General features: G+C 74.8%; 12 protein-coding genes. 4 read left to right on the forward strand and 8 right to left on the reverse strand.

Features of this window, described 5'->3' with window-relative positions; genetic code table 11:
• Positions 1-138: 138 nt before the first annotated feature.
• Positions 139-405, forward strand: a complete 267-nt coding sequence (locus ABT048_RS14015; protein ID WP_350521608.1) for a hypothetical protein — start codon at positions 139-141, stop codon at positions 403-405.
• Positions 406-475: 70 nt separating this feature from the next.
• On the opposite strand, the gene hemB is transcribed toward ABT048_RS14015, so the two are convergent.
• From hemB to ABT048_RS14050, 7 genes are all read right to left on the reverse strand, one after another.
• Entirely contained in the window at positions 476-1,456 is a 981-nt protein-coding gene (gene hemB / locus ABT048_RS14020; RefSeq protein WP_350521609.1) for a porphobilinogen synthase, read from the reverse strand.
• 76 nt (positions 1,457-1,532) lie between these two features.
• Positions 1,533-3,182: a bifunctional uroporphyrinogen-III C-methyltransferase/uroporphyrinogen-III synthase gene (locus tag ABT048_RS14025; protein ID WP_350521610.1), complete on the reverse strand. Its 1,650-nt coding sequence runs from the start codon at positions 3,180-3,182 to the stop codon at positions 1,533-1,535.
• Positions 3,179-4,186, reverse strand: a complete 1,008-nt coding sequence (gene hemC, locus ABT048_RS14030; protein ID WP_350521611.1) for a hydroxymethylbilane synthase — start codon at positions 4,184-4,186, stop codon at positions 3,179-3,181. The genes ABT048_RS14025 and hemC overlap by 4 nt, the downstream gene beginning before the upstream one ends.
• Positions 4,187-4,227: 41 nt before the next feature.
• On the reverse strand, positions 4,228-5,571 hold the full coding sequence (locus ABT048_RS14035; protein ID WP_350521612.1) for a glutamyl-tRNA reductase: 1,344 nt from the start codon (positions 5,569-5,571) through the stop codon (positions 4,228-4,230).
• A 25-nt stretch (positions 5,572-5,596) separates the two neighbouring features.
• The gene (locus tag ABT048_RS14040) at positions 5,597-6,493 is read right to left on the reverse strand and encodes a redox-sensing transcriptional repressor Rex (protein WP_350521732.1); all 897 of its coding nucleotides are present in this window, start codon (positions 6,491-6,493) and stop codon (positions 5,597-5,599) included.
• Positions 6,494-6,600: 107 nt separating this feature from the next.
• Complete coding sequence (locus ABT048_RS14045; RefSeq protein ID WP_350521613.1) at positions 6,601-7,347, reverse strand: 3'-5' exonuclease; 747 nt, start codon at positions 7,345-7,347, stop codon at positions 6,601-6,603.
• A 162-nt stretch (positions 7,348-7,509) separates the two neighbouring features.
• Positions 7,510-7,785: a glutaredoxin family protein gene (locus ABT048_RS14050; protein ID WP_350521614.1), complete on the reverse strand. Its 276-nt coding sequence runs from the start codon at positions 7,783-7,785 to the stop codon at positions 7,510-7,512.
• Positions 7,786-7,897: 112 nt separating this feature from the next.
• On the opposite strand from ABT048_RS14050, the gene ABT048_RS14055 reads away from it, so the two are divergent.
• From ABT048_RS14055 to ABT048_RS14065, 3 genes are all read left to right on the forward strand, one after another.
• Positions 7,898-8,935, forward strand: coding sequence for an HAD family hydrolase (locus ABT048_RS14055; RefSeq protein ID WP_350521615.1), 1,038 nt, complete (start codon positions 7,898-7,900; stop codon positions 8,933-8,935).
• A gap of 575 nt (positions 8,936-9,510) precedes the next feature.
• Complete coding sequence (locus ABT048_RS14060; protein ID WP_502894004.1) at positions 9,511-10,338, forward strand: ECF subfamily RNA polymerase sigma factor, BldN family; 828 nt, start codon at positions 9,511-9,513, stop codon at positions 10,336-10,338.
• A 270-nt stretch (positions 10,339-10,608) separates the two neighbouring features.
• On the forward strand, positions 10,609-11,904 hold the full coding sequence (locus tag ABT048_RS14065) for a DUF5667 domain-containing protein (RefSeq protein WP_350521616.1): 1,296 nt from the start codon (positions 10,609-10,611) through the stop codon (positions 11,902-11,904).
• A 119-nt stretch (positions 11,905-12,023) separates the two neighbouring features.
• Here the strand turns inward: ABT048_RS14065 and ABT048_RS14070 are convergent, their stop codons facing one another.
• The gene (locus tag ABT048_RS14070) at positions 12,024-13,031 is read right to left on the reverse strand and encodes a lysophospholipid acyltransferase family protein (RefSeq protein WP_350521617.1); all 1,008 of its coding nucleotides are present in this window, start codon (positions 13,029-13,031) and stop codon (positions 12,024-12,026) included.
• Positions 13,032-13,034 lie beyond the last annotated feature (3 nt).

The following is a 13,034-nucleotide window of genomic DNA, read 5'->3' on the forward strand; positions in this document are numbered from 1 at the left end:
GTCCGGACGGGCGCCCGGCCCGACCGGGTGACCGTCCGTCCGGCCGGGCGCGTGGGGCGCCGGGCGGGACGGACGGGCTGTGATCACGAGTCAGACGCAGAGCGCCCGCGGGGGCGCTCCCAGAGAGAGGGCAGATCCATGAAGAGCAAGCTGGCCAAGGCCGCCCTGACCGCCACCGCCGCGCTGGCGCTCGCGGGTGCCGCCACCCCGGCGTTCGCCCACGTCGGCCTCGCGGGCGGCGGGGGCATCGCCGCCTCGGCCGACCAGCCGTTCGTGGCCGGCGGGGGCTGGGGCGTCGCCCACACCTCCGACATCGCCGCCGGCGGCTTCGGCGGCGGCGCGGCCACCTCCACCGACCTGGTGGGCGGCGGCGAGGGCTTCGCGCACATCGCCGGCTGGAACTAGCCGGACGCGGAAGGCCGGGCCGCTCCCGTGGGAGCCGCCCGGCCTTCCGTACGCCCTGCTACCGCGCCGGCTACTTGAGCATCGCGGCGGCCTCGACGGCCCAGTAGGTGAGGATCTGCTCGGCGCCGGCGCGGCGGATCGAGGTGAGCGTCTCCATGATCATCCGCTCCCGGTCGATCCAGCCGTTCGCGGCGGCCGCCTCGACCATCGCGTACTCGCCGGACACCTGGTAGGCGGAGACCGGCACCGGGGAGGCGTCGGCGACCTGGCGCAGGATGTCCAGGTAGGCCATGGCCGGCTTGACCATCACCAGGTCGGCGCCCTCGGCGAGGTCCTGCTCCAGCTCGCGCAGCGCCTCGCGGGCGTTCGCCGGGTCCTGCTGGTAGGCCTTGCGGTCGCCCTTGAGCGAGGAGCCCACGGCCTCGCGGAACGGACCGAAGAAGGCCGAGGCGTACTTGGCGGTGTAGGCGAGGATGCCCACGTCCTGGTGGCCCGCCTCGTCCAGCGCCCGCCGGACGACGCCGATCTGGCCGTCCATCATGCCGGAGGGCCCGACCAGGTGGACGCCGGCGTCGGCCTGCACCCGGGCCATCTCGGCGTAGCGCTCCAGGGTGGCGTCGTTGTCCACGCTGCCGTCGGCGGCCAGCACGCCGCAGTGGCCGTGGTCGGTGTACTCGTCCAGGCAGAGGTCCGACATGACCACCAGCGAGTCGCCGACCTCGGAGACCACGTCCCGGATCGCCTGCTGCAGGATGCCGTCCGGGTTGGTGCCCTCGCTGCCGATCGCGTCCTGCACCTCGGGGACGCCGAACAGCATGACGCCGCCCACGCCCGCCTCGGCCGCCTCCACGACGGCCTTGCGCAGGGTGTCCCGGGTGTGCTGGACCACGCCCGGCATCGAGCTGACCGGGACGGGCTCGCTGACGCCCTCGCGGACGAACAGCGGCAGGATCAGCTCCGCCGGGTGCAGCCTGGTCTCGGCCACCAGGCGGCGCATCGCCGGGCTCTGGCGCAGCCGACGGGGGCGTACGTACGGGAATTCAGCGGACACGGCTTCTCTCTCCGAACGGTTGTGCAGTGCCGGGGGCGACGGCTCGCCACCCCCGGCCGGGGGTCGGGGCAGGCCCTCAGCGGGCCTTGCGGCGCGAACCCGGACGGCGCTCGCTGGGCCGGTAGACCGGCTCGCCCGCGGCCGTCGCGGTGTCACGGCGCTTCGCCCCGAAGTCTGCCAGTGCCTGGGCCAGCGCGGCCGCCGACGGCGCGGGGGCCATCACGTCGACCCGCAGGCCGTGCTCCTCGGCGGTCTTGGCGGTGGCCGGGCCGATGCAGGCGATGACCGTGACGTTGTGCGGCTTGCCCGCGATGCCGACCAGGTTCCGGACGGTCGAGGACGAGGTGAACAGCACCGCGTCGAAGCCGCCGCCCTTGATCGCCTCACGGGTCTCGGCCGGCGGCGGCGAGGCGCGCACCGTCCGGTACGCCGTCACGTCGTCGACCTCCCAGCCGAGCTCGACCAGGCCGGCCACCAGGGTCTCGGTGGCGATGTCGGCGCGCGGCAGCAGCACCCGGTCGATCGGGTCGAAGACCGGGTCGTACGGCGGCCAGTCCTCCAGCAGACCGGCGGCGGACTGCTCGCCGGAGGGCACCAGGTCGGGCTTCACGCCGAAGTCCACCAGGGCCTGCGCGGTGGTCTCGCCGACCGCCGCGACCTTGATCCCGGCGAACGCGCGGGCGTCCAGGCCGTACTCCTCGAACTTCTCCCGGACGGCGCGCACCGCGTTCACCGAGGTGAAGGCGATCCACTCGTAGCGGCCGGTGACCAGGCCCTTGATGGCCCGCTCCATCTGCTGCGGGGTGCGCGGCGGCTCGACCGCGATGGTCGGCACCTCCTGCGGCACCGCGCCGTACGAGCGCAGCTGCTCGGACAGGCCGGTGGCCTGCTCCTTGGTGCGCGGCACGAGGACGTTCCAGCCGAACAGCGGCTTGGTCTCGAACCACGAGTGCGAGGCCCGGTGGGCGACCTGCTCGCCCACCACGGCTATCACCGAGGTGGCCGGGTCGACCGGCGCGGAGACCGGCGAGGGCAGCACCCGGGCGGCCTTCAGGTCGGCCGCGATGGCGGACAGCGTGGAGGTGAAGGTCCGCTGGCGGGTGGTGGTGCCGGAGAGCGTCGCGCTGAGCGCGGACTCCGGCTTGCGGCCGTTGGAGACCAGCGCGGCGGCCGTGGCCGGCAGCTGGCCCAGGGTGGTGCGGACCACCAGGGTGGTCTCCGGCGCGCCCAGGTCCACCGGGCCGCCGGACAGCAGCTGGGCACCGTCCACGAAGCGCACGTCGGTGCCGGCCCCGGCCCGCAGCGGGACGCCGGCGTAGGCCGGGACGCCGACCGACTGGGCGACGCCCGGGATCACCTCGAAGGGGATCCCGTCGCCCGCGCAGCTGAGCATCTCCTCGGCGGCGCAGCCGTCCAGGCCCGGGTCGCCGTCGACGGTGCGGACCACGTGCTTGCCCGAGCGGACCGCCTCGGCGACCACCTTGGCCAGGTCGAGCTCGGCGCCCTCGGCGGCCGGGTCGTGCACCTGCACGGCGGCCGGGCAGTGGCTGCGCACGGCGGCGGCGGTCAGCGGGTCGGCGACCAGGACGTCGGCCGTGGACAGCACCTCGACCGCGCGCAGGGTCAGCAGGCCCGGGTCCCCGGGGCCCGCGCCCAGGAAGGTGCACCGTCCGGTGGCGGGCTGCCCGGCGGGGAACAGGGCATCGGTGGCGGCGGTGGGGCTCATCGGGCTCGCTCCCCCATCAGGGCGGCCGCGCCCCCGTCGAGCAGCCGGTCAGCCAGCGCGCGGCCGAGGGCCGCCGCCTGCTGCTCGGCGGACTCGTCGAGGACGATCGGACCGTTGGCGGACATCTTCAGCAGGGCGGAGCCGTCGGGGTTGCCGACCACGCCGTCCAGCCGCAGTTCGTTCTGCCGGCCCCAGGTGGCCAGCGCGGCCACCGGTGCCGAGCAGCCGGCCTCCAGGGTGGCCAGCAGGGCGCGCTCGGCGGCCACGGCGACCCGGGTGGGGGCGTGGTCCAGGGCCGCGAGCGCGGCGGTCAGTTCGGTGTTCGCGGTGGTGCACTCGATCGCGAGCGCGCCCTGGCCGGGGGCCGGGATCATCAGCTCGGGGTCGAGGTGCTGGGAGATCTCGGCGCTGCGGCCGAGCCGGTTCAGACCGGCCGTCGCCAGCACCACCGCGTCCAGCTCGCCGCCGGTCACGTAGCCGATCCGGGTGTCCACGTTGCCGCGGATCGCGACGGTCTCCAGCTGGGCGCCGCGGGCGGCGGCCCAGGCGTTCAGCTGCGCCATCCGGCGCGGCGAGCCGGTGCCGATCCGGGCCGGGCGGCCGGAGCCGGCCAGCTTCTCCACCAGCTCGTCCAGGGTCAGGCCCTCGGCCGCGACCAGGGCGTCCCGGACGTCCTCGCGCTCGGGGACGGCGGCCAGCACCAGGCCCTGGGGGGCGGCGGTGGGCAGGTCCTTGAGCGAGTGCACGGCGAAGTCGATCCGGCCCTCCAGCAGTGCGTCCCGCAGCGCGGAGACGAACACGCCGGTGCCGCCGATCTGCGCCAGCGCCTCCCGTGAGGTGTCGCCGTAGGTGGTGATCTCGACCAGCTCGACGGGGCGCCCGGTGACCCTGGTCACCTCGCGGGCCACCATGCCCGACTGGGCCATGGCGAGGGCGCTGCGCCGGGTGCCGAGCCGCAGGGGTGCGGCGGCCGAGGGCTGCTCCGTGATCGGTTGACCATTCATGGGGTGATCGTCCCGGTGGTACTCGTGGGATGGCTGACGGTTCATCTGGTGCCCCCGGCGGAGGGCTGGGGCGCGCCGCCGACGGGCGTCCCGGACACCGCGTGCACGGCGGCCGGGTCGAGGTCGAACAGCTCGCGCAGGGCCTCCGCGTAGGAGGCGCCGCCGGGCTCGGCGGCCAGCTGCTTCACCCGGACGGTCGGGGCGTGCAGCAGCTTGTCGACGACGCGGCGGACGGTCTGGCCGATCTCGGCGCGGGAGCGGTCGTCCAGGTCGGGCAGCCGGGCCTCCAGCCGGCCGAGCTCGGCGGCGACCACGTCGGAGGCCATCGAGCGCAGCGCGACCACGGTCGGCGCGATCCGGGCGGCCCGCTGGGCGGCGCCGAAGGCCGTCACCTCGTCGGCGACGATCCGGGTGACCTGGTCGACGTCGCCGGCGCCGGGGGTGGCGGCGTGCGCGTGGGACAGGCTCTCCAGGTCGACCAGCAGGGCGCCGTCCAGCTCGTGGACGGCGTGGTCGACGTCGCGCGGCATGGCCAGGTCGAGCAGGGCGAGCGGGCCCCGGCCGGCCGGGCGCAGGGCGACGGCGGCGGCCACGTCCTCGGCCTTGACCACCACGCCGGCCGCGCCGGTGCAGGAGATCACCAGGTCGACGTCGGCCAGCGCCTCCGGCACCTTGGCGAGGTCGAGGGCGCGGGCGACGTCCGGGCCGAGGATCTCGACCAGCCGCTCGGCGCGGGCGGCCGTCCGGTTGGCGATCAGCAGGTCGGTCACGCCGGAGCGGACCAGGGTGGCGGCGGCCAGCGCGCTCATCGAGCCCGCGCCGACGACCAGCGCGCGCTTGCCGGCGATCTCGCCCGCGCCCGCCGCGACCTGCTCCAGGCCGAAGGTGACCAGCGACTGGCCGGCCTTGTCGATGCCGGTCTCGCTGTGCGCCCGCTTGCCGACCCGCAGCGCCTGCTGGAACAGCTCGTTCAGGTCGCGCCCGGCGGTGTGCTCCTCCTGGGCCTTGGCCAGGGCGTCGCGCAGCTGGCCGAGGATCTGGCCCTCGCCGACCACCATCGAGTCCAGGCCGCAGGCCACCGAGAAGAGGTGGTGGACGGCGCGGTCCTCGTAGTGGACGTACAGGTGGGAGGTCAGCTCCTCCAGGTCCACCCCGCTGTGGTGGGCGAGCAGCAGCGACAGTTCGGCGACGCCGGCGTGGAACTTGTCCACGTCCGCGTACAGCTCGATCCGGTTGCAGGTGTTCAGCAGCGCGGCCTCGGCGACGGTCGCGGTGGCGGCCGCGTCGTGCAGCAGCCGGGTCGGCACGTCGCCGGTCAGCGCGGCGCGCTCCAGCACCCCGACCGGGGCCGTGCGATGGCTCAGCCCTACGACGAGAAGGCTCATGCCCGCCCCCCACAGCTCTCGGTGTTCATGCGGGCATCACCGCGGAGAGATCCCCGTCGCCGCCCTTGGCGGCCTTTCCCTTGGCCTGCTCGGCCTGGTCCTTCGCCGTCGACTCGGCGGTGCCGCGGCCCTTGCCGTTGCCGCCGGCCGCACGCCGCAGCTTGGCGGCGGCGGCGCGGACCGGGCCGGGAGCGCGGTCGAGCACCGACTCGGCGCGGTCGTCCGGCTCCTCGCCGGCCTTGCGCTGCTCGTGGAAGGCCAGGATCTGCAGCTCGATGGAGAGGTCCACCTTGCGCACGTCCACGCCGTCCGGAACGGTCAGCACGGTCGGGGCGAAGTTCAGGATGCTGGTGACGCCCGCCTCGACCAGCCGGTCGCAGACCTGCTGGGCGGCACCGGGCGGGGTGGTGATCACACCGATGGAGACGTGCTGGCTCTCGACGATCGACTCCAGCTCGTCCATGTGGCGCACCGGCAGCCCGGCCGCGCTGCTGCCGACCACGTTGGGGTCGGCGTCGAGCAGGGCGGCCACCCGGAAGCCGCGGGAGGCGAAGCCGCCGTAGTTGGCGAGGGCGTGGCCGAGGTTCCCGATGCCCACGATGACGACCGGCCAGTCCTGGGTCAGGCCGAGCTCGCGGGAGATCTGGTAGACGAGGTACTCGACGTCGTAGCCGACGCCGCGGGTGCCGTAGGAACCGAGGTAGGAGAAGTCCTTGCGGAGCTTGGCCGAGTTCACGCCGGCCGCGGCGGCCAGCTCCTCGGAGGAGACGGTCGGCACCGAGCGCTCGGAGAGCGCGGTGAGGGCCCGCAGGTAGAGGGGCAGGCGGGCGACAGTCGCCTCCGGGATGCCCCGGGCACGCGAGGGTCGGCGCGCGGCGCCCTGGTCGGGCGTCTGCGAACTGCTCTGTGGTGATCGGCCGATTGCCACGGTGCTCCTGTGGGTGAAGCTGGGCTTTGGCAGCCAGGCTATGCGTTTGTGAACGTGTGCACAAAGATGGTGTCCGATTTGTCCCCGCACAGTGATGCGCATCACGCCATCGAGCCCATAGCACCGGCGTGCGTCAGCACGACCTCCGGGGCCTGCGCACCGGGCAGCCAGGGGCCGTACGGGGCCTCCCGGCGCAGCAGCGGGACGGCCGCGCCGGACGGGCCGGAGCGGGCCCCGCCCAGCCGCGGCCAGGGCACCCGGGCCGCCTCGCGCAGCGGGCCCGCCCAGTCGCCCGGCGGGCAGGAGGGGGCACCCAGGCAGTGCCGCAGCAGCTCGGCCGTCACCCGGGCGTCGCCGAGGGCGGTGTGTGCCGGGTACCAGCCCAGGCCCGCCGCCTCCACGCAGGCCGCCAGGCCGTGGCTGCGGGCCTCCGGCAGGTGGGCGCGGGCCAGCCGCATCGTGCACAGCAGCGGGACGGGCGGCAGCGGCACCCCGATCCGGGCGAACTCTCGGTCCAGGAAGGCGTGGTCGCAGCTGACGTGATGGCCGACCAGCACCCGGCCGGCCAGCAGCTCCAGCAGCTGCGGGGCGATCTCGCGGAAGCGCGGGGCGCCCTCGACGTCACTCTGGCGTATCCGGTGCACATGGGTCGGGCCGACCGGGCCCAGCGGGTCCAGCAGGGTGGCGAACTCGCCCTCCGGACACAGCCGCTCGTCGAGCAGCACGACCGCGACCTCGACCACACGGTGCCGCCACGGGCTGCGGCCGGTCGCCTCCACGTCCACCACGGCGAAGCCCCCGGCCCCGGACGGGGCTTCGGGCGTGCCGGGGGTCGGACCGGGAAGCATGGCGGCACTCCTCGTGTGCTCAGCCCCCCACGGGCGCAAACGCGTTCGATCGTAAGCCGACCAAGGCGCCCCGGCCGGGGCCGAAACGGAGTGTCTTTGGCAACGATTCGGCGAAGCGCCCCCGCCGAGTGGCGGGGGCGCGAGCGCCCGCGCGCCGGGCCGTCAGCCGCCCAGGGCCGCGCGCAGCCTGCGCTCGTCGACCCGCCAGAAGTCGTGCTGGCGCCCGTCGACCAGGGTGACCGGGATCTGCTCCCAGTAGCGGCGGTACAGCTCCTCGTCCTGGGTGATGTCCTTCTCCTCGAAGGACGCCCCCAGCTCGCCCGCCACCCGGACGATGACCTCGCGGGCCTCGTCGCACAGGTGGCAGCCGGGCTTGCCGACCAGGGTCACGGTACGGTCCGCGGGATCGGGGCTCTTACGTCGCAGCAGTGGGCTCACCGCCCCATTCTGCGCCCACGGGGCGCCCGCCCCCGCGCGCGGTGGAGCTGTTCACCTCACGGGCACGGCACCGTCACGGCCGCTCCGCGCCCGGCTGGCTATGCTCGGTGCCATGGCCGTGCTCCGAAGGCTCACCCAGGCAAGACGTTCCACCAGCGAGCGGAGCGCCCTGGCGGGCGAGGCCGCGGCCGAGGCGGCGGAGGCCGCGCTGCGGGCCGAGCCCGGAGCGGCGGACGCCCCCGCGGCGGACGCGCAGGCCGCCGGGGACACCGCGGCCACCGGGGACGCGCCGGCCGCCGCGGACGGCCAGGCCCCGGCCAAGCCCGGGAAGGCGCCCAAGGCCCCGGCCGGGAACCACACCCCGGACCAGGACGACCCCCGCGCCGCCGCCTTCTTCGACTGCGACAACACCATCCTGCGCGGCGCCGCGATCTTCTACCTCGGCGTCGGCCTCTTCCGCCGCGGCTTCCTCACCCGCCGCGACATCGCCCGCTTCGCCTGGCAGCAGGCCTGGTTCCGGCTGCACGGCGCCGAGGACCCGGACCACATCTCGGACGCCCGGACCACCGCCCTCGGCATCGTCGCCGGCAAGCGCACCGCCGACCTGGAGGAGATCTGCGAGGAGATCTTCGAACCGGTCGTCGCGGACAAGATCTGGCCGGGCACCCGGGCGCTGGTCCAGATGCACCTGGACGCCGGCCAGCGGGTCTGGCTGGTCACCGCCGCCCCGCTGGAGGTGGCCCGGATCATCGCCCGGCGGCTCGGCATGACCGGCGCGCTCGGCACCGTCGCCGAGGCCCGGGACGGCCTCTACACCGGCGGACTCGTCGGCGACATGCTGCACGGCCCGGCCAAGGCCGCCGCCGTCCGGGCGCTGGCCCGCCGCGAGCGCCTCGACCTCGACCGCTGCGCCGCGTACAGCGACTCGGCCAACGACATCCCGATGCTCTCGCTGGTCGGCCACCCGTACGTGGTGAACCCGGACGGCGCGCTGCGCCGCCACGCCCGGGCCCAGGGGTGGCGGGTGCGGGACTTCCGCACCGGCCGGAAGGCGGCCAAGGTGGGGCTGCCGGCGGCGGCCGCGGTCGGGGTGCTGGCGGGCGCGACGGCGGCCGCCGTGGCCCTGCACCGGCGACACCGGCGCGCCTGAGGCCACCGCCGCAATCCGCCGCAACCCGCCGCCGGAGCCGTCATACGGGCTCCCGCAGCGTCACCCGACGCGCTCGCCCGCGCGGGTGACCGGACGTCAACCAGGGCCCTGACCTGGCCGCTCGTACGGGCGAACTCCCTTCCGGCGCAACACGGTCAAGGGCCGATGCGCGAACCTGTCAGCCGGTGACCGGTTCTGATCGTTCGCCAGACCGGGAAAGTCAGGGGTTGCCGAGCCCCAAGGCTGGGAAACGGCCCCCCGGACCGCCGAATTGGTCACCCTGAGCGCCTGTTCGATCACGTTGAGCCGGATGAACGCCGACAGCTCCGGTCAGTGTCAGCCGAATATGCGCAACAAATGGATCCCAAACGACCACTTCGACCACACGGTGTAGCTGTCATTGCACAAAGCGTTATTCTCTCCTGGATGCACGTCCCCACACGTCCCGCTCGAACGGACGCTTCGGGGAGTGCTCTCCGCGCAGGCGGAGGTGATCCGTCCACAGTTCTGCCTCTGGGAGTCCCGTGTACCCACCCGTCCGGAACGACGCGCCTGCACCCTCCCGCCCGTCGTCCGTGCCCCTGCGCCCCCGCACCGGCCACCACGACCGGCCCACCGCCGAGCGGCAGATCTCCACCGGCCTGGACCTGCTGCGCAGCCTGCTCCGCAGCCAGCTCGCCGCCTCGCCCCAACTCGTGCCCGCCGGAGGGTCGTTCGGCCACCCGCACGGCCCCGGCCTGGCCCTGCGCACCACCGCCGCCGGCTCGGCCGGCACCGGCTCGCGCGGTCGCACCGGCGGTGCCGGCCTCGGGCGCGGCCGCTCCCGGACCGCGACCGGCCCCGGCTACGAGACCGAGCACAACCCGATCATGGAGCTGGTCGAGCGGGCCCAGGCCGGCGAGAGCGAGGCCTTCGGCCGGCTCTACGACCACTACGCGGACACCGTCTACCGGTACATCTACTACCGGGTCGGCAGCCGGGCCACGGCCGAGGACCTCACCAGCGAGACCTTCCTGCGCGCGCTGCGCCGGATCGGCACCTTCACCTGGCAGGGCCGGGACTTCGGCGCCTGGCTGGTCACCATCGCCCGCAACCTGGTCGCCGACCACTTCAAGTCCAGCCGCTTCCGGCTGGAGGTCACCACCGGCGAGATGCTCGACTCCAACGAGTGCGAGCGCAGCCCGGAGGAGTCGGTGCTGGAGTCGCTCTCCAACGCCGCCCTGCTGGACGCGGTGCGCCGGCTCAACCCGCAGCAGCAGGAGTGCGTCACCCTGCGCTTCCTGCAGGGGCTCTCGGTCGCGGAGACCGCCCGGATCATGGGCAAGAACGAGGGCGCCATCAAGACCCTCCAGTACCGCGCCGTACGGACGCTGGCGCGGCTGCTGCCGCCCGACGCCCGATGAGCCGACCGTGACCGCGGGGGACACAGCCGGAGGGCCGCCCGGCCGGCCGTCACCGTCCACGCCCGACCGACACGTCAGAGTGAACGGTCGGTCCGATGATCAGCCGTGCGTAACCGACCGCCCGCACCGATCGTTGGCCAGCGTGCAAGCCTCCACCAGGCGTACGGTCAAGCCGAATTGCGACCCGTCACCCGATGGAGTGGCTTTGGCCAGCCGGGGCAACCGTCCGGCGGGCCAGGGTGTCGACAACGACGAAGGGAGGTGTGGCCCGTGACGGCAAACGTGCTGGAGCACCGGCGGGCGAAGGCCTTCGCCGAGGCGCTGGAGGCCCACCGGACGGAGCAACGCGCTGCAACCGACGCGGAATCGGCCAACACCGCAGGCACCGGCCCCGGTTCGGCCGCGATGGCCGAACTGGTCGGCCTGACCGACGTGCTGGGAGCGCTGCCCGGACCGGTGCTGGACCGGGAGGTCCGGACGGTCCAACGCGCCCAGCTGATGGCCGCGTTCGAGCAGGCCTTCGCCGGCGGACCGGGCGCCGCGGTGCCCCGCCAGCGCCGCCACCGGGCGATCCGGTCGGCGCCGCGCGGCCGGTGGAGCCGCCGGTTCGCGATCGGCGGACTCGTCGCCGGGCTCGCCGTCGGCAGCCTGGCCGGTGCCGCCGCCGCGAGCACCGGAGCGGTTCCCGGGGACACGCTGTACGGGCTGAAGCGCGGCCTCGAAGGGCTGCGGCTCGACTTCGCCGGCTCCGACGCCGAGCGCGGTGAGCTGCTGCTCGACAACGCCGCCACCCGGCTCGGCGAGGCCAAGGTCCTGGTCGGCCGTACCGGCCCGGCCGGCGCACTGAGCCCGGCCACCGTCGAGCAGGTCCGCCGCGCCCTGGACGACATGCACGCCGACGCCCTCAAGGGCCGCGAGCTGCTGCGCTCGGTCTACCGCAGCAACGGCTCGCTCGACCCGATGCGCGCGCTGGCCGGCTTCGCCCACGACGAGGACGGCCGCTGGACCGAGCTGCAGGGCAAGCTGCCCTCCCAGCTCACCCAGCAGGCATCCCTGGTGAGCCAGCTCTTCGACGACATAAGCGAGGACGTCGCGCCCCTGCGCCTGGTCCAGCCCGCCGGCAAGAACGGTGGGTCGCCCGGCTCCGGAGCGGGCGGCGGGTCCGCCGACTCGACGGGTGGCTCCCCCGCCGGCGCCCCGGCCGACGGCTCCGGCGCCACGCAGGGCGGCGGCCAGGCCCCGGACAGCGGCGCCACCGGCGGCAACCGCCCCGGCACCACCGCCCCGGTCGGCCCCGGTGCCGGCGCGACCGGCAGCGGCGGCAAGGGCCCCGGCCTGCCGAGCACCCTGCCCACCAGCGCCCCGGACGCCGTCAACGGGCTGGTCGGCGACCTCACCAACGGGCTCACCGGCGCCAAGCCCTCGCCGAGCGCCGACGCGGCCCCGCCGCAGGTGCCGCAGCCGTCCGGCACCCCCGGTGTCCCGGACGGGGCCCGGCAGCAGGGCGTCGAGGTGCCCCCGCTGGTCCCGGGCCTGCTGCCCGGGCTGCGGATCCTCGGCGGCTGACGGCACACCGACGGCACGGAGCGGGCCCTGCGGAGTGCGATATCCGCCGGGCCCGTTCCGTGCTCCCGTACGGCGGTCCCTCCGGCCTCCCGTACGGGGAAGGGGGTCAGGGGAAGGGGTCAGAAGAACACCGAGCGCCGCTGCACCAGCAGCTGGTAGAGCGTGTGCTGGATGATCTCGCGCACCTCGTCGGCCAGGTCGAAGACCAGCATCGGGTCGTCCGCCGCCTCCGCCGGGTACCCGTCGGTGGCGATCGGCTCGCCGAAGCGGATCGTCCACTTGGTCGGCAGCGGCAGCACCCCGAGCGGGCCCAGCCAGGGGAAGGTCGGCGTGATCGGCACGTACGGCAGGCCCAGCAACCGGGCCAGGGTCTTCACGTTGCCGATCATCGGGTAGGTCTCCTCCGCCCCGACGATCGAGCACGGCACGATCGGCACCCGCGCCCGCAGCGCCGAGGCCACGAAGCCGCCGCGGCCGAACCGCTGCAGCTTGTAGCGCTCGGAGAAGGGCTTGCCGATGCCCTTGAAGCCCTCCGGCCAGACCCCGACCACCTCGCCGCGCTCCAGCAGCGCCTGCGCGTCCTCGTTGCAGGCCAGGGTGTGGCCGGCCTTGCGGGCCAGCTCGTTGACGCCGGGCAGCACGAAGACCAGGTCGGCGGCGAGCATCCGCAGGTGCCGCCGGTTCGGGTGGTGGTCGTGGATGACCACCTGGGTCATCAGCGCGTCCAGCGGGATCGTCCCCGAGTGGTTGGCGACGATCAGCGCGCCGCCCTCGGCCGGGATGTTCTCCACGCCCTGGACGTCGATCCGGAAGTACTTCTCGGCGAGCGGGCGCAGCAGGGAGAGCAGCACCTCCTCGGTGAGCTCGCGGTCGAAGCCGAACTCGTCCACCTCGTAGTCCCCAGTGACCCGGCGGCGCAGGAAGGCGAGCCCCTCGGCGGCGCGGCCCTCCCACCCCTTGCCGAACAGCCGGGCGGCCGCCGGGCCGAGCGGCCCCGACAGCGCCCCGCCGACGGCCCCGGCGAGCCGGTCGGCCAGGCCGGGGCCCTCGGGTCCGGTCCAGCTGGGGGCGGATTCGATCGGGATCACCTTGGCCTCGCCCGACGCGTTCTCGGCTGCGGCACTCATCGC

The organism is Kitasatospora sp. NPDC096140 (assembly GCF_040303045.1).
Taxonomy (GTDB): domain Bacteria; phylum Actinomycetota; class Actinomycetes; order Streptomycetales; family Streptomycetaceae; genus Kitasatospora.

What these genes read in the sequence shown, in the direction of transcription:
- ABT048_RS14015 (WP_350521608.1), top strand. Translation starts at nt 139, where the DNA reads ATGAAGAGCAAGCTGGCCAAGGCCGCCCTGACCGCCACCGCCGCGCTG.
- ABT048_RS14025 (WP_350521610.1), bottom strand. Translation starts at nt 3,182, where the DNA reads ATGAGCCCCACCGCCGCCACCGATGCCCTGTTCCCCGCCGGGCAGCCC.
- hemC (WP_350521611.1), bottom strand. Translation starts at nt 4,186, where the DNA reads ATGAATGGTCAACCGATCACGGAGCAGCCCTCGGCCGCCGCACCCCTG.
- ABT048_RS14035 (WP_350521612.1), bottom strand. Translation starts at nt 5,571, where the DNA reads ATGAGCCTTCTCGTCGTAGGGCTGAGCCATCGCACGGCCCCGGTCGGG.
- ABT048_RS14045 (WP_350521613.1), bottom strand. Translation starts at nt 7,347, where the DNA reads ATGCTTCCCGGTCCGACCCCCGGCACGCCCGAAGCCCCGTCCGGGGCC.
- ABT048_RS14055 (WP_350521615.1), top strand. Translation starts at nt 7,898, where the DNA reads ATGGCCGTGCTCCGAAGGCTCACCCAGGCAAGACGTTCCACCAGCGAG.
- ABT048_RS14070 (WP_350521617.1), bottom strand. Translation starts at nt 13,031, where the DNA reads ATGAGTGCCGCAGCCGAGAACGCGTCGGGCGAGGCCAAGGTGATCCCG.